This window comes from Paraburkholderia sp. BL23I1N1 (assembly GCF_003610295.1).
Classification (GTDB): Bacteria; Pseudomonadota; Gammaproteobacteria; order Burkholderiales; family Burkholderiaceae; genus Paraburkholderia.
In genome coordinates, this window is record NZ_RAPV01000003.1 from 251,248 (window position 1) to 268,764 (window position 17,517).

Annotated in this window: 23 protein-coding genes, 1 tRNA gene and 1 pseudogene; 12 read left to right on the forward strand and 13 right to left on the reverse strand. The window is 59.6% G+C overall.

Translation table 11 applies throughout. The features are described 5' to 3' along the window. Positions 1–85: 85 nt before the first annotated feature. Positions 86–207, reverse strand: a pseudogene (locus tag B0G76_RS40340) (IS5/IS1182 family transposase); the annotation flags it as partial. Beyond that, complete coding sequence (locus B0G76_RS40345) at positions 195–827, reverse strand: TetR/AcrR family transcriptional regulator (protein ID WP_120298290.1); 633 nt, start codon at positions 825–827, stop codon at positions 195–197. The gene B0G76_RS40345 and the pseudogene B0G76_RS40340, both read right to left, overlap by 13 nt. Before the next feature lie 259 nt (positions 828–1,086). Between B0G76_RS40345 and B0G76_RS40355 the strand changes: the two genes are divergently transcribed. From B0G76_RS40355 to B0G76_RS40370, 4 genes are all read left to right on the forward strand, one after another. Next, a complete protein-coding gene (locus tag B0G76_RS40355; RefSeq protein ID WP_120298292.1) occupies positions 1,087–1,980 on the forward strand; it encodes an NAD(P)/FAD-dependent oxidoreductase in 894 nt (297 codons plus the stop codon). 95 nt (positions 1,981–2,075) lie between these two features. Beyond that, complete coding sequence (locus B0G76_RS40360) at positions 2,076–2,951, forward strand: class I SAM-dependent methyltransferase (protein WP_120298293.1); 876 nt, start codon at positions 2,076–2,078, stop codon at positions 2,949–2,951. A 328-nt stretch (positions 2,952–3,279) separates the two neighbouring features. Beyond that, entirely contained in the window at positions 3,280–3,762 is a 483-nt protein-coding gene (locus B0G76_RS40365; RefSeq protein WP_120298294.1) for a DUF2778 domain-containing protein, read from the forward strand. Continuing rightward, positions 3,759–4,043, forward strand: a complete 285-nt coding sequence (locus B0G76_RS40370) for a hypothetical protein (RefSeq protein WP_183082324.1) — start codon at positions 3,759–3,761, stop codon at positions 4,041–4,043. Before B0G76_RS40365 ends, B0G76_RS40370 begins: the two co-directional genes overlap by 4 nt. A 59-nt stretch (positions 4,044–4,102) precedes the next feature. Here the strand turns inward: B0G76_RS40370 and B0G76_RS40375 are convergent, their stop codons facing one another. The 6 genes from B0G76_RS40375 to B0G76_RS40400 form a co-directional block, all read right to left on the reverse strand. Then, the gene (locus B0G76_RS40375; RefSeq protein WP_120298295.1) at positions 4,103–4,894 is read right to left on the reverse strand and encodes a DNA adenine methylase; all 792 of its coding nucleotides are present in this window, start codon (positions 4,892–4,894) and stop codon (positions 4,103–4,105) included. Positions 4,895–5,085: 191 nt separating this feature from the next. Beyond that, a complete protein-coding gene (locus B0G76_RS40380) occupies positions 5,086–5,721 on the reverse strand; it encodes a hypothetical protein (protein ID WP_259460978.1) in 636 nt (211 codons plus the stop codon). Next, positions 5,718–6,269 (reverse strand): glycoside hydrolase family 108 protein, encoded by a 552-nt coding sequence (locus B0G76_RS40385; protein WP_120298296.1) that lies wholly within the window; start codon positions 6,267–6,269, stop codon positions 5,718–5,720. The genes B0G76_RS40380 and B0G76_RS40385 overlap by 4 nt, the downstream gene beginning before the upstream one ends. Before the next feature lie 11 nt (positions 6,270–6,280). Beyond that, positions 6,281–6,727, reverse strand: a complete 447-nt coding sequence (locus B0G76_RS40390) for a hypothetical protein (protein WP_120298297.1) — start codon at positions 6,725–6,727, stop codon at positions 6,281–6,283. 100 nt (positions 6,728–6,827) lie between these two features. Beyond that, a complete protein-coding gene (locus tag B0G76_RS40395; protein WP_120298298.1) occupies positions 6,828–7,880 on the reverse strand; it encodes a phage late control D family protein in 1,053 nt (350 codons plus the stop codon). Positions 7,881–7,889: 9 nt separating this feature from the next. Beyond that, the gene (locus B0G76_RS40400; protein WP_259460979.1) at positions 7,890–8,138 is read right to left on the reverse strand and encodes a tail protein X; all 249 of its coding nucleotides are present in this window, start codon (positions 8,136–8,138) and stop codon (positions 7,890–7,892) included. 107 nt (positions 8,139–8,245) lie between these two features. Between B0G76_RS40400 and B0G76_RS40410 the strand changes: the two genes are divergently transcribed. Beyond that, positions 8,246–8,476, forward strand: coding sequence for a hypothetical protein (locus tag B0G76_RS40410; RefSeq protein ID WP_120298299.1), 231 nt, complete (start codon positions 8,246–8,248; stop codon positions 8,474–8,476). A 60-nt stretch (positions 8,477–8,536) separates the two neighbouring features. Here B0G76_RS40410 and B0G76_RS40415 read toward each other — a convergent pair whose 3' ends face one another. Continuing rightward, entirely contained in the window at positions 8,537–9,286 is a 750-nt protein-coding gene (locus B0G76_RS40415; protein WP_183082325.1) for a DUF4393 domain-containing protein, read from the reverse strand. A gap of 195 nt (positions 9,287–9,481) precedes the next feature. Continuing rightward, the gene (locus B0G76_RS40420; RefSeq protein ID WP_120298301.1) at positions 9,482–10,516 is read right to left on the reverse strand and encodes a site-specific integrase; all 1,035 of its coding nucleotides are present in this window, start codon (positions 10,514–10,516) and stop codon (positions 9,482–9,484) included. A gap of 286 nt (positions 10,517–10,802) precedes the next feature. On the opposite strand from B0G76_RS40420, the gene B0G76_RS40425 reads away from it, so the two are divergent. The 4 genes from B0G76_RS40425 to B0G76_RS40435 all read left to right on the forward strand — a co-directional run bounded on the left by B0G76_RS40425 (position 10,803) and on the right by B0G76_RS40435 (position 13,348). Continuing rightward, positions 10,803–10,877 (forward strand) — tRNA-Arg (locus B0G76_RS40425). Positions 10,878–11,005: 128 nt separating this feature from the next. Then, on the forward strand, positions 11,006–11,293 hold the full coding sequence (locus B0G76_RS42675; protein ID WP_147394158.1) for a hypothetical protein: 288 nt from the start codon (positions 11,006–11,008) through the stop codon (positions 11,291–11,293). Positions 11,294–11,366: 73 nt separating this feature from the next. After that, positions 11,367–12,839: a hypothetical protein gene (locus B0G76_RS40430; protein WP_147394159.1), complete on the forward strand. Its 1,473-nt coding sequence runs from the start codon at positions 11,367–11,369 to the stop codon at positions 12,837–12,839. 299 nt (positions 12,840–13,138) lie between these two features. Further along, complete coding sequence (locus B0G76_RS40435; RefSeq protein WP_120298303.1) at positions 13,139–13,348, forward strand: hypothetical protein; 210 nt, start codon at positions 13,139–13,141, stop codon at positions 13,346–13,348. A gap of 52 nt (positions 13,349–13,400) precedes the next feature. On the opposite strand, the gene B0G76_RS40440 is transcribed toward B0G76_RS40435, so the two are convergent. From B0G76_RS40440 to B0G76_RS40450, 3 genes are all read right to left on the reverse strand, one after another. Then, entirely contained in the window at positions 13,401–14,108 is a 708-nt protein-coding gene (locus B0G76_RS40440) for a glutathione S-transferase C-terminal domain-containing protein (RefSeq protein WP_120298304.1), read from the reverse strand. 214 nt (positions 14,109–14,322) lie between these two features. Beyond that, complete coding sequence (locus tag B0G76_RS40445; protein WP_120298305.1) at positions 14,323–14,544, reverse strand: hypothetical protein; 222 nt, start codon at positions 14,542–14,544, stop codon at positions 14,323–14,325. Between the two features lie 149 nt (positions 14,545–14,693). Then, positions 14,694–14,885: a CsbD family protein gene (locus tag B0G76_RS40450; RefSeq protein WP_120298442.1), complete on the reverse strand. Its 192-nt coding sequence runs from the start codon at positions 14,883–14,885 to the stop codon at positions 14,694–14,696. A 185-nt stretch (positions 14,886–15,070) separates the two neighbouring features. Between B0G76_RS40450 and B0G76_RS40455 the strand changes: the two genes are divergently transcribed. From B0G76_RS40455 to B0G76_RS40465, 3 genes are all read left to right on the forward strand, one after another. Next, positions 15,071–15,397, forward strand: a complete 327-nt coding sequence (locus tag B0G76_RS40455) for a hypothetical protein (protein ID WP_120298306.1) — start codon at positions 15,071–15,073, stop codon at positions 15,395–15,397. Positions 15,398–15,668: 271 nt separating this feature from the next. Beyond that, the gene (dcm, locus tag B0G76_RS40460; RefSeq protein WP_120298307.1) at positions 15,669–16,952 is read left to right on the forward strand and encodes a DNA (cytosine-5-)-methyltransferase; all 1,284 of its coding nucleotides are present in this window, start codon (positions 15,669–15,671) and stop codon (positions 16,950–16,952) included. Between the two features lie 66 nt (positions 16,953–17,018). Next, positions 17,019–17,465, forward strand: coding sequence for a very short patch repair endonuclease (locus B0G76_RS40465; protein ID WP_120298308.1), 447 nt, complete (start codon positions 17,019–17,021; stop codon positions 17,463–17,465). The last annotated feature ends 52 nt before the right edge of the window (positions 17,466–17,517 follow it).

Genomic DNA, 17,517 nt, shown 5'->3' on the forward strand with positions numbered 1-17,517 from the left:
GGGGGACAAGTCATCGGCCTCTGCGGACGCTTAGACCCGTGAGTTGGTGAGGCTGCTTGGCTGCCCGCGCGGGCGGCTTTTGCGCTCATGCAGCGGCCTCGCGCATCAGTCGTTCGCGCGTCATCCACAGATTGCTTAGAGCGAACAGCGTGTGCAACTCTGCATGTTCTTCATCAAGCCGCGATAGTGCACCTTTAGATGCGACCGTGCGCGGCGATGAACATGGCGACGGCCGACCGGCAATAGGATTCGATTTCGTTGTCGTCCTCTGCTCTCGCCTCATCGAAGCGTGCGATAAGCAGGAGATCGGATCCTTTGAAAAGCGCGGCAAACAAGCGGGCGGATCGGAGAGCATCGGGTACGTTCAGAATCGCTTTCGCGTGCAACTGACGCAACACGGCCTCGATCTGGGCGATGACATGGGCGGGCCCGGCTTCGTAATGGAGCTTGCTCAACGACTTTTGATTCGTCTTGTCGGCCAAAACCATGGCTTCGACACTGCGGACGTCCGGGCTCAACAGCGTGCGAAGCAGGGATGATCCCACCGCCATGAGCTGATCTTCGGCCGAACCGTCGACGCCTTCAGAAAGGGCCTGCGGTGCAAACTGATCGCAGCGGGCCACCATGGCCGCGCTGAACAGCGCCTCCTTGTTCTCGAAGTGCCGATAGATGCTGAGCTTGGATATCTTCGCCCGCTGCGCGACCTTGTCCATGGTCGTCGCTTGAAAACCCAATTCCACAAAGAGTTCGCAGGCGGCGTCGACGATCGTTTGGCGAAGCGCCTCGTTGGCGGGCCGGCCGCGCCGGCCCTGGCTATTTTCGGTCACGACAATTCCAGTACTTGACAGTATCCAAATTGGTGCATTACGATACCACGCAGTATCGCAATGTGCAAGCCAAGGGCAGGTTTCCCCCGGGCCGCCCGGCGATATCGAGCGGCATTGTCGGGCTGGTCAATACAGCCATGGGCAACTTTCTTGCCAATGTCGAAGCCGTGCTCGCTGACCGTCTCAAACGCGTATCGCCGGACGATGTTGCACACCGCGCCCAGCCCAACCTTCCATCCACAACACGGAGCCCATCACCATGAATGACGTCATCATCATCGGCGGCAGCTTTGCCGGCCTCGCCGCCGCGCTGCAGCTCGGCCGTGCCCGCCGCAAGGTCACCGTTCTCGATACCGGTCGGCCGCGTAACCGCTTTGCCGGCCACTCGCATGGCCTGCTCGGCCACGATCACAAACCGCCGCTGGACATCCTGGTCGAGGCGCGGCAGCAACTGGCGCGCTATCCAACGATCAGCCTCGTCAATGCCCGGGCCGAGAGCGTGTCTGGCGCCATCGACGATTTCTGCGTCGTCACTGACGATCACGAAAGCCTGAGGGCGCGCCGCGTGATCCTGAGCTATGGTGTCGCCGACCAGATGCCTGATGTTCCGGGCTTTGCCGAAAGCTGGGGCACGTCCATCGTGCCCTGCCCCTATTGCGACGGCTTTGAAGTCGCCGGCCAGCATTGGGGCCTCGTCTGGTCCAGCCCGCAGTTGCACCAGTCTGCCAGGCTGTTCCGCGATTGGACTGACAAGTTGACTGTCTTCGCCGATGGTCATGACATTGCGCCCGATATCCAGGTCGATCTGGCGCGCCGCAACATACCTGTCGTCGATGGCCGGATCATCGAGATCGCCCATCACAACGGCCATATCGCCACCGTCAATCTCGATACCGGCCGCAATGTCGCGGTCGACGTCCTGTTCGCCCATCCGCGCAACAAGCCGTCCGCACGCCTGCATGAATCACTGGGCCTCGCCACGGTCGATACGCCCACCGGCATCGTCCTCAAAGTCGACGAGCGCCGCCAAACCAGCATGCCCGGCGTCTACGCCGCTGGCGACCTCGCCACGCCCTTCTTGCCCTCGGTCACCCAGGCTTCATCGCAGGGCGCGATGGCGGGTATCTTCGCCCAGCAGTCGATGGTGGTTTGAGAGCACAGATCCCTGCTCTCGTTGCGTCGTCGCCTTCGAAAAGGTTGGCGTAGATCGACGCGGCGAAAGGCGGATCGTCGAGTCAAGGAGATGACATGGCAAGGCAAAGTGCTGATCAGGTGGGTGACTGGAATGGTCAAAGCGGGGAGCGCTGGGTCGCCAACCAGGCCCGGCTCGACGCTCTGGTGGCGGTGTTCGGGCAGGCCGCGATCGAAGCCGCCGCGCCCGCGACGGGTGAGCGCGTTCTGGACATCGGCTGCGGCGCGGGTGCGTCGAGTCTGGCTCTGGCCGCTCGCGTCGGCGCGGGGGGCCAAGTGCTGGGCGTGGACATATCAGAATCGCTGATCGATCGATCGATCGATCGAGCGCGCGCGCTTGCGCGCCACGATACGCCGGCCCGGTTTCAGGTGGCCGACGCCAGCAGCGCAGAGCTGCCCGAAGGTGCGTTCGACATTCTGTTCTCGCGTTTCGGCGTGATGTTTTTCCCCGATCCGACAGCGGCGTTCGCCCATATGCGACGCGCGCTCCGGCCGGGCGGCCGGGTCGCTTTCGTCTGCTGGCGCGGTGCGGCCGAGAACGATTGGATGCGACTGCCAGTGGTCGCGCTCAAGGACATCGTCCCGCCGAGCGCGCTGCCCGATCCCGAAGCGCCCGGCCCGTTTTCGTTCGGCGACCGGGAGCACGTGGCGCGCATCCTGACGGCGGCCGGTTTCACCGAAATCGTTATCTCGCCCTTCGACGCGGCCGTCCCATTCGGCGAGGGCGAAACGCGGGACGCCGCGATCGCCGACGCAGTGAGGATGACGCTTGAGGTCGGCCCGCTGTCGCGTGCGCTCGCTGGTCAGCCCGACGACATCCGCGCCCGTGCCTCCGCCGCAGTTCGTGCCGCCTTCGCGAGCCTCCCCGGCGAGGGGTCGGTGTTGATCAACGGCGCGGCGTGGGTCGTCATGGCACGAAATCCGGCAAGCTGACAGGGATTAACAGGGGAGACGCCTCCGCTTGGTAGAGCTGGGCGTTGTTGGCCGCTCAGATTGATGTCCCTTCTGGCCGCTGAATGAGCGCTCGCCTTGCGACAATCAGATGGCCGGTTGCGAAGCAGAGCCGACGCCTGAGCGGCCTGCCGCCGGCGCATGTGACCGGCAGTTTGTGGCCGATAACCGTAGGTCGACCCAGCCGATGAGCAGCGCACTGATATCCTCATAGCCAGTACGCATAGCGAGGGGCCCGCACGGCAGTCATGTTGCGCCACCCTACAGTTTCGTCATACATTACCGCCGTCGAAAGCAACCGAGACCGGCAATGCCCGCATCCTGCTACTTCACGCTGAACGACCAGAAAATGTCCGCGCTCGTCTGCTCCGGGATCGGAGGGATGGCCGCTTTCTCCGGAAAGCCAAGCTACGTAAACAACCCTGCCGACACGGCGGTGGAAAGCGCCGGCCCGTTACCAACGGGACGCTACTACATCGTCGGCCGTCAAAGCGGAGGCCGCCTCGGCTGGCTGTGGGACTGGATAAAAGATACAGCATCCCACGTTCAGCACGACCAGTGGTTCGCCCTTTATCGGAACGACGGCACCATCGACGACTACACGTTTGTGAACGGCGTTCGACGCGGTAATTTCCGGCTTCATCCAAATGGCCGGTTCGGAATCAGCGAAGGATGCATTACCCTCCAGTCGCCGGCACAATTCGACCGTTTGCGTGCCTACCTGACGTCACAGCAAACGAAGTTCATTCCCGGCACCAACATTTCCTACTACGGCACGGTGGACGTACGATGAACGGAGTGCTACGTGTGCTGTTGGCCGTGGTGTTGACCGTGCCAGTATTCTTGGGCCTGACGCGGATCGATTCGCTTCTGGGCTGGTTATACAGCGAGAGCGGTTATCGGACGCTAGGACCCCTTTTTCACCTGTTTGGCGCCGTGGGCGTCGAGGGTCATGAAAGCGTGATTGCGGGCGTACTGCTCGTGATTAGCTTTATCCTCGCGCTCTGCATCGCGTCGCTAGTATTTACCTTGCTGAAGCGACGAAAGGCTCGCGAAGTTCAGACGCGCAGTTGAACGGCAAGGCCAAACCGCGATAACGACCGAAGAGCCCGCCGAACCGGGCTCTTCGCGTATCAGAACAGGCCGGCCGGTGTTGCGGCATCGTCCCAGCTGAAAATAATCACTTCCTTACGCGCGACTTCCCGCCCACCTCCACCCACGGTGTACTTGATGTCCGCCGTCTCGATGTGAAAACCGTCGAACGCCCGACGGATATCCGGATGGTCGTTGAGGCTGACAATCGCCCTGCCCTTCAGCGATCGCAGGCGAGCCGCCATCTCGAGGTACTCGGAATACGGAAACGGCACGCCGTAGCCTTCCGTTTCCCAATACGGCGGATCGAGATAGAACAGCGTGTGCGGCCGGTCGTATTTGTCGATACAGGTCTTCCAGTCAAGCCGCTCGACGAACGTGTTGGATAACCGTAGGTGCGCCGCCGACAGGGTCTCTTCGAGTCGCAGCAGGTTCAGCCCCGGTGGCGCAGTGGTTGCCGTCCCGAATGACTGCCCTTCGATCTTGCCGCCGAAACAGTTCTGCTGCAGGTAGTAGAAGCGCGCGGCACGCTGGATATCGGTGAGCGTTTCCGGGAGCGTGTCCTGCAGCCATTTGAATACCTGCCGACTGGTGAGCGCCCACTTGAATTGCCGCACGAACTCCTCGAGGTGATGCTGCACGACGCGGTACAGGTTCACCAGCTCGCCGTTGATGTCGTTGATGACTTCGACCTTCGCAGGCGGACGCATGAAATACAACGCGGCCCCGCCCGCAAAGACCTCGACGTAACACTCATGCGCGGGAAAGCGCGGGATGATGTGATCTGCCAGACGACGCTTGCCGCCGATCCAGGGAATGATGGGAGTTGCCATATGTGGATTGCCTTGTTGGGAATTTGTTAGAATTCGCCCCGCCTACCGGTAGGTGTCAGGGCCCTGGCTAATTCACTGGCTGCTTCAGTGGAAAGGCGGCCGGGAGAAATGCGCTAACATTTTCCCGGTCGCCCTGTCTTTTCCACAGCCGCGCTACAACGACGCGGTGTGGTCAAAGTAACTTGCTGGATTTACCCTTCTGCCGGCGACCGCGGCATCGAAACGCGGTCTGGTGGCGTCGTCTGCGCGACGATGGTGTCCGGCGACACCGCAAACTGCGTGATCGCTGCCGCCTGTCTGTCAGCACGCGAGGATGAGCCGAAGAAATATTCCTTCGAGCCCAGCACCATCGCGATCAGAATCCCGAACAGTGTGTCGAGCGCGCGCATCACACTATCGTCCACCCTGATCTGTTGCGCCGCGAGCAGGAACTCCAGTCCGATCACCGCAAAGAGCGCCGTCGTATACATGTAGGCCAGATTGCGCGCCGTATGGTCGTGTTCCACCGCCGCAAAATTGCGCGCGCTCGCCCGATCATCGGCCGCTACCCTGTCGGCCTGCACCTGGACGCCGGCCATGTTCTCCGCGTGCGTGAAACCCGCCTGCCGCATCTTCAGCGCGAAGTCATCATCGGCCTGCTTCAGCGCGAGCAGCTGCTCGGGCGTCATCTGCTGGCCGGTCAGTGCGGACCTGACCGCATCGACTGAACCATCTGCGAGACCGAGCTTGCCGGCGATCGCTGAAGCGGCCATCGCGGCGATGCCGGGTACGCCACCGGTCAAAGACGTGACAAGCCACGGCGCTACCGTTTTCAGGAAATCCATCATGCGCTCACCCCGAATGCACGATTGAGCTGCCAGCCGTATTCGAACGTCTCGTTCTCCACGCGCTTTTCGGCACACTCGATGTAATAGACAGACTGCTGTGCGGTCACCATGCCAAGCAGCACGCGGTGGCCGTCCGCACCCCGCGCGGCGAGGAAAGCCTTCAGTGCCGCGATCGTCATGGCGCCAATGCCGCCGTCGACGGCGATATCGGCGAACGCGCGCTGGTTCTGGTTCAGCACGTTCAGCGCACGTTGCATGAACCGCACGCCCGTCGCCTGCCCCGCGTTCACGCCGATGTCGAACAGCCTGTCGGCGAGCGCGGGTGAGAGCGCATCGACCAGATCGAACTTCGGTTGTAACCAGTAGCGGCTGCGATAGATCTGCGCGGCCGTCGACCATGGCATGTCGCGCATCGCGCCGGCATAGCCGAATGCGCGTGCGACCGCGACGGTAATGCCCCACATCGTTTCGCCGCCGGCATCAAGCGCGTTGTTTGAATACCCGCCCTCGCGGCCGATCAGTGCATCGATTTTTTCCTCAAGTTTCATTGCTTCGTTCCTTATTTCGTTGCCCTGGTCACGGTCTGCTCCAGCACCTCGAGGCGCTGCTGCTGCAACCGGTTGAGGATGTCGCCTTCGTTGATATGGGTGAACACCCACACGATTGAGCCCACCAGGAAGGTCTGAACGATGCCGAGCACAATCCCGAGCACCCACATCGCGCCCCTCGCCGTGTTCTTCATCGCCGCCACCCTGTCGTCGACGTCGCCGATCTGCTGCTCCAGAGCGTCGCGCTCCTTCTTGCCCTCAGCCACACGCGCCCACAGCAGCTCGATGTCCTTGCGCGCGTTCTGGTTGTGAATCGCCATCTCGGCAATCGCACGGTCAAGCGCGGCAACCGGCTGCACCGATGTCTTGATGTCCTCAAGGCTTGCCGCGACGCTGCGCAGCTGCTCGCCAAAACGCGCGATCTGCACCGCCAGATCGTTGTTGTGCTGCTCACCCATCGGGCCGTCCGTTCAATAAAAAACCGCCTCGCGTGAGACGCGGGCGGTTCGTTGTCGTGCTGCTTGTTGTCGTACGCTTTTTTGTCTTCTGTCGATCGCGTCAGTGCGGCGGCGCCGGCACCACGAGGTTGATCTTCCTGCCCTTCTTTTTCTCGTGCCCGACCTTCGCTTTGCCCCTGTTACCGGCGTTCAGCTCGACCTGTGCCTCCCAGCTACGGCCCGCGTAGGTGTTCGTCACAGACTCGATCAGGAAATCCCCGTCTTCCTCCTTCTTGAAGCCCTTCAGCGTGACCGTCTTCTCGGCCGCGAAATCCGCCCGCCCCGTCATCGTCATCGTGCTTTTCGCGGTGTGGTGATTGAGCTTCTGCAAACGCGCCTGTGCAGCCGCTTTCGCGACCTCCGGGTTCGCGAACGCATGCCGCTCGGTGTGCACCGCGGATGCACCGGGCGGCGCATCGGGATTCGGGATCGTGAGATCAATCTTCTTTCCGGTCTTTGTGTCATGCACTTTCGTGCGCACGGCGACGAAGCTCGCGCGATCGGGAAACGTGATCTCGTAATCGAGTAACGAATCAGGCGTCAGCGTGATGGTGGGGAGCGACTTGCCGCTCACGCTCCTGCCGGCGCCACGGCCCGCGACAATCAGCTTGCCCGCCTTCACCGTCGCCGTTGCACCGTGCTGCCGTGCAAGACGCGTGATGAAGTGAAGATCGCTCTCGCCAAACTGGTCAGCACGCGGCACCTGGGCTTCGACACTGCATGCAGCCGTCCATTTATTGCGCCGCGCAATGTCACCGACAATGTCCGCCAGCTTCACGTTCTCCCAGCTACCGTACCGGTGCGACTTCGCCGTTGCGCGCATGTTCGCCGGCCTGCCGCGGATCACAACGGATGCGGGCGGTCCCTTGAGCGATATCTCGTCGACCGCGTACTCACCCAGAAACGACAGTCCCCTGCCGCTCCAGCCAAGCGAGATCTTCAGCATGGCACCCTTCGGCGGAAACTGGATCCTGCCGTCGCGATCGTCGAGCTCGATCTCGCACTCGTCCGACTCAAGCCCCGGCTTGTCCACCGTCCGGATACGCAGCACGCGATCCTGGATCACGCGCGTGATGTCCTCGCCGTTCGCGACGATCTGGAAAATTGCCTGCATTGGTCCCTCCTATGTCCAGAGCTGGACCGGTTCATCGCGCTGCACGTTGAGATCGGGCAGCGCGATGATGATGCCTGCGGCAAACGGCTGCGTACGTGCCGCCAACCCCGGATTTGCTTCGTACCCCGACTCGCAAACCTCGCGCGAATTGACGCCATTCGCATCGAGATCCGCAAGCTGGTTGAGATCATCGCTCTTGGAGCCGACATCGAGCTGCTCGACCTCATGCGCGACGAGGTAGGCGGCTATAGCCGGCACAAAGCGGCACAGGAAGCACGCACCTGTGCTAACGCTGCCGGTGTTCAGCTCGAAACGGGACTGACGATGCTTGACCGCGCCATGTGGCCGCCGGGAGGCACAGCAAAATGACACTTCTTACCCGCGCATTCATTCTCGAACGCTACGGCGTTCGGCTGACGATGGGCCAGCTCGCCGCGCTGCTGGCCATGTCGGAGGGCACGATCCGCAATCAGGTCAGTGCCGAGACTTTCCCGATTCCGACATACAAGGAAGGTGCAGCCCGCTATGCCTCTTACGACGCTGTCGCGGAGTACCTGGACAAAATGTCAGAGGAGGCGCGTCGCAAAGCGGCCTGAAGATTGCGGCGGCATTGGCGAGTCACTCTCACTCACCGCCGAAATCGTTTTTGCAAAAGCTTATTCCTCCACAGCCGCGGGCGAATTCACCGAAGCTGTGGGCAAAGCGGCATACATTCCAACGGCGGAAGCAAACTGAGCTCCGAAGGAGGTGCGCCCCACAATGCCGCGCTGGAATACTATAGTGCGGGTGTCGTTATCGTGAAATTTCCTTAGACCCCGGACATACTCCCGCTTTTCAACCCAGTCGTACGCTCCCGGAGCGGTCACATATTGCGTGTAATCCACGTCGACCAGCCCAAGCCTGACCCAGTTTTCCAACATAGCAGTAAAATTCTGAACCTCGACTTCCTTGCCCTCGGCACCCGCAAGAAATTCCATGTAGTGCGGACGCAGCGACATGTAACCCGATTGGTCATTGTTTTGCAGGCGGATCTCGACTATTGATTGCCGAACCGGACTGGTAAGAAGCGGGCGAAGCCAACCGACTTCGTTCGGATCAATCTGCTTGATCAGCTCGACGAACGCAGGATGCGCATTTCCGTTTTTGCGCTTATCCATCGCCGTGGACAGCAAGCTCAGGTACATCGCCTTGAGGTCTGGCTCTTCGTGAGTAAACGCGAGCCCTTGCAGTGCCGGGCCAGCAATCGACGCCTTCGGCTCGACAAGTTCCTCCGCAGGAATATCAGCAGTCTTCTCTTCCAGATCCTTGGCGAACCGGCTTTCGAAATAGCGCTTCGCCTTTTCGAATCCAAAATTAACGGCAGCAATTGGCAACAGCACGTTATTGACCGCCCGTGTCAGCGTCACGGCAGCCTTTCCGAGATTAGAGGCAGCCTCCCTTGCCTGTGGATCGTCCTTGGCAATTTCAATTAATTACCCTATAGCACCAACCGCTTTCTTGGCCTCGTCGAGAGCAGAACCGGAATCAGAATCTGAATCAGCCATTTTTTGCCCCGCAATGTTCGGCACCCCTGCGCCGCCGACCGTTATTATATTCGCACGCTACGCCGCCTTTATTAGCTTAAGTCGCCCCTTCTTAGCTACTTGAGCGGGATCCAGATTCGTGTACCGCTTCATGTTGCGCCAGTCCTTGTGCCCCGTCACCGCAGCGACCTCAGGTATCTGCCAACCCGCCTCGAACAGGGCACTGGTAGCTTCATGGCGCAGGTCATGGAAATGCAGATCGATAATGCCCTTGGCATCGCAAGCCTGCTTGAAGTACTTGCTCGCGGTGCCCTTGTCGAACCGGAAAATGTACTCATTCCTGTGCGGCGCCGTCTTCGGATCGACCTTGCACTTCTCAGCGTATTCCGGCGGCACCGGGTACCTCGGTTGCCGCATGATGACTTCGAACGCGTCGCCAATCAGCGGGATCCACTCATTGTTGCCGACCTTCTGCCGGGGATGCTTGCGATCGCGCACCAGCGCGAGGTGATTCTCGGCGTCGATATCGTCCCAACGCAGGTTGAACAGCTCGCCACGGCGGAACGCGCACTGCATGGCGACGCGCAACAGATCCGGCATCGCCTGTTGACGCTCCGGATGCTCGGCAAACCACGCAAAGATTTTCTCGATTTCTTCGGGTGTTGGTCGACGCTCACGCTTGCCGCCGGCTTCGATCAGACGCAGATGGTGAAGCGTGGGACGGGCCGTACCGATCGCATCGGGCAACGTCAATTCGAGCAATGACCCCATGTGGCGCAGGACGGTGCCGAGCTTCGAGATATCCATGTCGACGGTATAGCCACCGGCGCCGGCTTTCCTACGATCCTGCGCAAACTTGACGATACGCTGTGTCGTGAGTTTCGCGGCAAAGTCACTTTCGAACGCATCTTCCAGCCGCTTCAGGACGTAGTCCTCGTTTGACTTTTCCTTCACCGGCCGACCGGATTCTGCACGCGCTTCGCGGTATTTCCTCACGAGCTCGCCCACCTTGACAGTGGCCGAGTCGACCGCATTCTGGCCATTGTCGATCTCGACTTCCTTGGCCCGTGCCCAGGCCTCGGCAGCACCTTTCGTTTTGAACGTTTTTGCTATACTCTGCCCTCGCTTGCGGACCTGGGCACGCCAGCGACTGCCGACTGCCGACTGGCAGGATTGAAGCCATGTTTTACCCCGGTCGAAAACTGTAGCAGTGCCAGATCACTTTTCAGTGCTACAAGGTCAATTTGTAGCAAAAGTGTAGCAGAGGCTGCTATAAACTGGAGTTCACAGGCTGTCACGGCGCTTCATTTAGGAAGAAGCAGAAAGGCCGGAAACGCCCACGGGACAAGGCTGAAGCCAACAGCAGCAAGGCTCCAGTCATCCCATTGAAAACATCTATCTCCCCGTAGTTCAATGGATAGAACAAGTGCCTCCTAAGCGCTAGATACAGGTTCGATTCCTGTCGGGGGGACCAATCAGCAACATCAGAACACTTCAAAAAAGCCCCGCCAGGCATTGCCTCCAGCCCCTCACTTGGCGTGTTGTTTTGTGACGGTTGATTCTTTATGATGCCCCGTAGGTCAAGACTTACGGGGCATCATCATGTCTGAGAAAAATTTTGGGGAGGATGAAGCCGAATCAGCGCCGCCCTCGAAAGGCCCTCGGATTCCAGCAGAAGTCGACGGGCTTCAGGTCAATCATTGCAAATCCCCTCAGTGTGTCAATTTCGGATTCCCGGCCAGTCCTAATCGCCCTTATCGTCGAGCCGGAACGCCACCCGTTCCGGGCGACTATATCGTGGCCAAAACCAGCCATGGCACCGTGCCGGCCATTAAGTGTGCTTTTTGCAATGAAAAAATCTCCGATTCGAAGCAATCAAGCAATAGCTGAAGAGTATGCCCGCTTGGGGAATCATCTTAACCGGCAAGTTTCAGAGCCCTCGTGCAAAACGGAGGGTTGTTCGATGCATAATATTCCCTTGTCGAAATCGGGAAGCCAGTATATAGCGTTCGGAAAAACAGCGGCCGGCACTCAACGCTATCGTTGTTTGGAATGCAGAAAGACATTTATAGGAAAGCAGAAATCTATTTCTGGACAACGACGTTCAGAAAAGAATCGTGATGTATTTATTTTGGTTGTTAATCGTGTTCCGTTGTCACGGATTGTCGAGACAACAACCTTGGCGCCCAAGGCGGTATACGACAAAATCGAATTTATTTGCGACCAGTGTCGCTTGTACTCCGGAAGCCGCGAGGCGAAACTTTTGACGCCGGATTTCGTTCTGCCGAAGATGTACGTTTCAGTCGACCGCCAATATTATCTGGTTAACTGGTTGAAACGAGACGACCGAAGGGCGGTGCAGCTTAATGCCATTGCGACGGCGGATTTAAAAAGCGGGTACGTTTTCGGAATGCATCTTAATTTTGATGAGACCGTTATCGCAAGCCAGGTTGAAGAAGCCTCTGCCAAGGCGGGAGACGCCCATTTGGCACCGCCTTTTCGCCGATACGCGCGCCTTTGGCTTGCTCGCGACTACGACGAGGCCCTGACAGACGCGCAGCGCCGCGTTTCGGCCTCCTTCTTCACTGCACCGCCCAACTTTAATGACGCCCTGCTGAACGACATTTCCTCGGAATATGCGGATGCAGACGCCCGAACCGATATTGAAGAGTCTGATTTTAAAAATAAGGAACTACAACTCCCTAAGAGTGGCATGCAGGTTCGTGAAATGTACACGATGTACGGCCATTTCCAATTGGTCGCGCGAATGTTAAGAAATGCCCCGAAGGTCCGTGTATTTATGGACCAGGATTCCGGATTCCGTGCTGCCTTTATGTCAGCCTATCGAGACAGAGTAAAAGAGCGCACAGCAGATGGGTTTTTTGTCAAGGTTGCGAAAGATGCCACGGCTTATCAAAAGCAACACGCAGTTGTCGAAGCAAAGCGGCAGCTAATTCTCTTCATGGCCGAAAATGGCATTACAGATGAGTATTCCGCGCAAGTCGAGATGATGAAGCTGAATGTTAGGGCAGCAACTCCGGTTGGGCGATGGGGCGATAAATGGGTCAATCATCCTATGCCGATAGCTTCAGAACCCCGCAAGCAAGTCAGTTGGCAAACCAATTTCGGAGATTACGACGAGAACCACGAAGCGCGCTTGCTTTTGAAAGCTTCATTGCATGCCGTTGACCGGTTCTTTATGATTACCCGCCGTCGGTTGACTAAGGCAGAGCGGCCGGTAGTAAGCGTTCGAAGGAATCGAGCCATGTGGTACGGATATGCAGCTTATAACCCTTCCTATCTCGCCAGGGAACTTGAAATTTGCCGGGTTTATTTTAATTATTGTGTCGTTGGAAAAGACAAGAAAACCCCTGCCATGCGCCTTGGACTGGCGTCCCATCCGGTCGACCCACAGGAAATTCTACATTTTTCTTAAACAAAAGCCCCTGTTTGTATAAAAAAGGACAGGGATTTGGGTCCCTGTCCTTGAATCACCTCCGCCCAGTAAGGCCCCTAACAACACGCCAAGTGAGGGGCTGGGGCATTGCCTGCCGGGGCTTTTTTTGTCGCCGTCATTGCCCAAGATTGCTGAACACAGCACGGCCGAAGCCAAATCTCTTCTACCTTGCGCACCAACCTGACTCGCCCGATCGTATCGGCGGAATCCATGCGTCTTGCGGAAGCGCATCGACCGCCGATACCTAAAGTATTCCCGGCGAACGCCGAAAATCAGGCATGGAAAACGACGACCGCCTCCGCCCTGGCCACCCTCTATATGAAGAAGCGATGGCCCTCGAAATGACCGTGCGTACACTGCGTCACGCACAGGGCAAGAAGAATCCCGAAGACGTTCTCTACGCCTCACCGGAATGGGATGTTGTTAGCGAGGAGTTTGTACGCGACCTTTATCGAGCAATGGGTGGCAATCCGGCCGAGCTGCCTTGATCGACCTTGGGTCGCGCTTGTCACTGTAATAATACAAACCGCCCTCAGCCCATCACGACGGCCGCTTCGGAATATCCAATCCCCTCGCCACCGCCGGACGCGCAACGAACGCCGCCAGCACTCGCTTCACATTCGGAAAGTCGTCGATCCCAACCAGATCCCCTGCTTCGTAGAAGCCGATCAGATTGCGCACCCACGGGAAAGTCGCGATATCAGCGATCGAGTACGCATCGCCCAGGATCCAGTTGCGCTGTTCGAGCTGCTGCTCCAGCACCCCAAGCAGCCGTTTCGACTCGGCGATATAGCGGTCGCGCGGGCGTTTGTCTTCGTATTCCTTGCCGGCGAACTTGTGGAAGAAACCCACCTGGCCGAACATCGGGCCGATGCCGCCCATCTGGAACATCACCCACTGGATCGCTTCGTAACGGCCAGCGGCATCCTGCGGAATCAATCTGCCGGCCTTGTCCGCCAGGTAGATCAGAATCGCGCCGGATTCGAACAGCGGTAGCGGCTTGCCGCCGGGCCCGTTTGGATCGATGATCGCCGGAATCTTGTTGTTCGGATTCAGCGACATAAACTCCGCCGACATCTGATCATTCGTATCGAAGCGCACGAGGTGCGGCTCGTACGGCAAACCGGTCTCTTCGAGCATGATCGACACCTTCACGCCATTGGGCGTCGGCAGCGAATACAGCTGAATCCGGTCCGGATGCTCGGCAGGCCATTTCTTCGTGATCGGGAAGGCGGAAAGATCGGTCATGGTGACGGTGTAAACCTTGTGCGAGAGCTGCGGCTGGAAATTGGAATCGGGACTCCGCGATCGGCCAGGAGACCGAAAAGAAAGACCCGAACGCGCGACCGCCAAATATAAACCGACTCAGCACAACGCGTGCGCGCCCGCCCCGAAACACCCCACCACGAACATGGTCACTCAACACGCTTCACTATTGCCTACCCGCGGGAAGCCCCAAGGCTCACCACAAATCCTTGGTCGCCGTCCCGGCGCGCAGGTTATACCCTTCGCGCCACAAGGCCGCGCCGACCGTCAGCAGCAAGGTCTTCTGCTCGGCATCGAGTTGCTCCCACGTCGCGGCCAGCCAGGTGGCAAAACCTGCACAGGTTGACTCGAGATCGACGGGCGCCTTGCCCTCCAGGTACTGCCGTTCGAACATCGAGAGCACTTTTTCGGGTGTCATGCGCACCTCCTCCGGGTTGGATGCGCCAAGTCTAAAGGCGGCGCACGGCGCGCGGAGCGTCCGCGGCGCCGAACCCGGGTTACTCCCAGGCCATAACAAAAAAAGGGCGCCGAAGCGCCCTTTCCCTTCAAGCGGCACCGCGCACCGGATCACGGCGCGTTGCGCTTTGCATTGTCCTTGGCGTCTTCCTTAGCATCGCCATAGGCCTTTCGCACCTTGCCTGCGCCTTGTTGAAGGTCGCCTTTGAGCTCCTTTCCCGGATTGTTAGTGGCCTTACCGACGGCTTCGTTAATCTTGCCCTTGATCTGCTCGCCCACGCCCTTCACCTGGTCCTTGTTCATATTCGGCTCCGATTTCTGAAATGCCGACGCGACTTTGCGCCAGTACTCCGATTCAGCAACGGGTGTGCCCACGCCGGCCGCCCGCGGCCAAACCCGCTTTATCCGATCAAGCCGGTCGCGAAAAATATTTCAAAAGAGCCCTAAAGTCCGGGCGCCGCCTGCCGTAAAGGTGCCATGGAGGGGCCATGGAACGCACACTCACTACGCTGACGGGATCAACCCACGCGGCGCTGATCGACCAGGACATCGCGCACATCCGGCGCGTGATGCGGCCAGCTTTACAAGGCGACCTGGCCGGGCCGATTCTGCCGGCCACCTATTGGCGCACGCGTCTGGACCAATTGCTCGACACGGGCAATCTGTCCCATGCGCAACTGTGCGGGGTCGACAGCCTCCTGCTGCAACTCGACGAGTTCGAAGCCAGCGTCCCGCCGGCGTGGAACGAACTGGCCCCGGCAACCGCCGCGCTACCCCAACCGCCCCACCTCGTAACTGCCTGCCGTCATATCTGACGCGCTGCAAACCTTGACGGCCGGCGCTCTGCGCCGGACAGCCCGATATTTCCCCGCTAAAAAAAGGCCGCGAACCCTGTCGCGGCCTGAACACGTCGCAACGCAGGGAATTCGCGTCACCCCGCAAGCGTACACGTCCAACTGTGACACCCGCGTTTAGGCGAAAACGGTCGCTGCATCGCAGGAGATTTTCTACCCTTCGTCCACGAAAATAGGAAAAAGGGACGACATTAGGTCATAATGTCCGCAAAAATTCCCAGCAAGGACCTCCGTGACCCTCGCCGCACCGCTCGATCTGCTCAGACAGGCGCGCGCCCGCTTCACCCAACGCGAAATCGCCGCGCACGTCGGTAAGGACATCAAGACGGTGCGCCGCTGGGAAAAAGGCGAAACGCCCTGCCCGTCCATGCTCGAACCGGCCTTGCGCGATCTGCTGCACAGCAGCGGCGCGGCGAAGGCCGGCGCGGCTACGGGTAGCGCCCAGTTCCGTTTTATCGATCTGTTCGCCGGCATCGGCGGCATTCGCATGGGTTTCGAGGCGCACGGCGGCGACTGCGTCTTCACAAGCGAGTGGAACGATTTCTCCACCAAGACCTATCGCGAGAACTACCCGGCTGACCGTGAACACGCGCTGATCGGCGACATCGTTTCGTTCCCCGCCGAAGAAGTGCCGAGCCACGACGTGCTGCTCGGCGGCTTTCCGTGTCAGCCGTTCTCGATCGCCGGCGTCAGCAAGAAGAACGCGCTGGGCCGTCCACACGGATTCGAGTGCACGACGCAAGGCACGCTGTTTTTCGACGTCGCGCGTATCATCGCGGCCAAGCGCCCCGCTGCGTTCCTGCTGGAGAACGTGAAGAATCTGCTTTCGCACGACAAAGGCCGTACCTTCGACGTGATCCTGCAGACCTTGCGCGACGAACTCGGCTACGAAGTGCACTACCGCGTGGTTGACGGCCAGCATTTCACGCCGCAGCACCGGGAGCGCATCATCATCGTCGGCTTTCGCGGCAAGACGGCGTTCTCCTGGGACGACCTGCGTCTGCCGGAAAGCGGCCCGCGCCTCGGTTCGATCCTGCATCGCACCGACGGCAGCGAACCGGTGCTGCCGTGGGACCACGATCGCTTCTTCGACCACACCGGCAAACGCGTAGAACCGAAGTACACGCTCACGCCGAATCTCTGGACCTATCTGCAAAACTACGCGGCGAAGCATCGCGCGGCGGGGAACGGCTTTGGCTTCGGCATGGCTTATCCCGACAGCGTCACGCGCACGCTCTCCGCGCGTTATCACAAGGACGGCTCGGAAATTCTGGTCTATCAGGGCGAGCAATTGCGGCCGCGGCGCCTCACGCCGCGCGAATGCGCAAGACTGATGGGCTTTCCCGACACCTTCAGGATTCCGGTGAGCGACACGCAGGCTTACCGGCAATTCGGCAACAGCGTCGTCATGCCGGTGATGCGGGAAGTCGCGCGCATCATGCTGCCGCATGTGCAAACCCTGCTTGCCGAGGAGACGCACAATGGTTCGAAGCAAGCCCTTTCGCTCTATTCCTGAGCAGCCTGATCCGCTAGCCGGGTTGCCCAGGTTATCCTGGTTGTCCAGGTTACCCGGACGCTAAAGATGGTCGATATCGTCGACAGCGCAACGCGCAGCCGGATGATGTCCGGCATTCGCGGCCGCAATACGAAGCCGGAGATTCTGATCCGCAGCCTGCTGCATCGGCAGGGCTTTCGTTTCCGTCTGGACGCGCGCGACCTGCCGGGCCGCCCGGACATCGTGCTGCCGCGCTATCGCGCTGTCGTACTGGTACACGGCTGCTTCTGGCACGGTCACGACTGTCATCTTTTCAAATGGCCACAAACGCGGCCGGAGTTCTGGCGCGACAAGATCGGCCGCAATCGCAGCAACGACGACAAGGTTCAGGCGGCCTTGCTCGCGAGCGGCTGGCGCGTTGGCGTGGTATGGGAATGCGCTTTGCGCGGAGCGAATCGCGATATCGAGGGTGTGTTGCAGCGACTTGTCGAATGGTTGAAGAGCGACGCGCTGCGCTTCGAGGAACGCGGCTGAAAGCTGCTTGTAGCCTGTCCGGTTCGAACGAATCCCGAAGTCGCTGGTGATA

Coding starts and splice junctions, on each gene's coding strand:
- B0G76_RS40395 (WP_120298298.1), bottom strand. CDS start 7,880: ATGCAGGCAATTTTCCAGATCGTCGCGAACGGCGAGGACATCACGCGC.
- B0G76_RS40450 (WP_120298442.1), bottom strand. CDS start 14,885: ATGAACAAGGACCAGGTGAAGGGCGTGGGCGAGCAGATCAAGGGCAAG.
- B0G76_RS40440 (WP_120298304.1), bottom strand. CDS start 14,108: ATGACCGATCTTTCCGCCTTCCCGATCACGAAGAAATGGCCTGCCGAG.
- B0G76_RS40445 (WP_120298305.1), bottom strand. CDS start 14,544: ATGACACCCGAAAAAGTGCTCTCGATGTTCGAACGGCAGTACCTGGAG.
- B0G76_RS42675 (WP_147394158.1), top strand. CDS start 11,006: ATGTCTGAGAAAAATTTTGGGGAGGATGAAGCCGAATCAGCGCCGCCC.
- B0G76_RS40360 (WP_120298293.1), top strand. CDS start 2,076: ATGGCAAGGCAAAGTGCTGATCAGGTGGGTGACTGGAATGGTCAAAGC.
- B0G76_RS40465 (WP_120298308.1), top strand. CDS start 17,019: ATGGTCGATATCGTCGACAGCGCAACGCGCAGCCGGATGATGTCCGGC.
- B0G76_RS40435 (WP_120298303.1), top strand. CDS start 13,139: ATGGAAAACGACGACCGCCTCCGCCCTGGCCACCCTCTATATGAAGAA.
- B0G76_RS40455 (WP_120298306.1), top strand. CDS start 15,071: ATGGAACGCACACTCACTACGCTGACGGGATCAACCCACGCGGCGCTG.
- B0G76_RS40375 (WP_120298295.1), bottom strand. CDS start 4,894: ATGGCAACTCCCATCATTCCCTGGATCGGCGGCAAGCGTCGTCTGGCA.
- B0G76_RS40410 (WP_120298299.1), top strand. CDS start 8,246: ATGACACTTCTTACCCGCGCATTCATTCTCGAACGCTACGGCGTTCGG.
- B0G76_RS40370 (WP_183082324.1), top strand. CDS start 3,759: ATGAACGGAGTGCTACGTGTGCTGTTGGCCGTGGTGTTGACCGTGCCA.
- B0G76_RS40385 (WP_120298296.1), bottom strand. CDS start 6,269: ATGAAACTTGAGGAAAAAATCGATGCACTGATCGGCCGCGAGGGCGGG.
- B0G76_RS40430 (WP_147394159.1), top strand. CDS start 11,367: ATGCATAATATTCCCTTGTCGAAATCGGGAAGCCAGTATATAGCGTTC.
- B0G76_RS40380 (WP_259460978.1), bottom strand. CDS start 5,721: ATGATGGATTTCCTGAAAACGGTAGCGCCGTGGCTTGTCACGTCTTTG.
- B0G76_RS40390 (WP_120298297.1), bottom strand. CDS start 6,727: ATGGGTGAGCAGCACAACAACGATCTGGCGGTGCAGATCGCGCGTTTT.
- B0G76_RS40355 (WP_120298292.1), top strand. CDS start 1,087: ATGAATGACGTCATCATCATCGGCGGCAGCTTTGCCGGCCTCGCCGCC.
- B0G76_RS40365 (WP_120298294.1), top strand. CDS start 3,280: ATGCCCGCATCCTGCTACTTCACGCTGAACGACCAGAAAATGTCCGCG.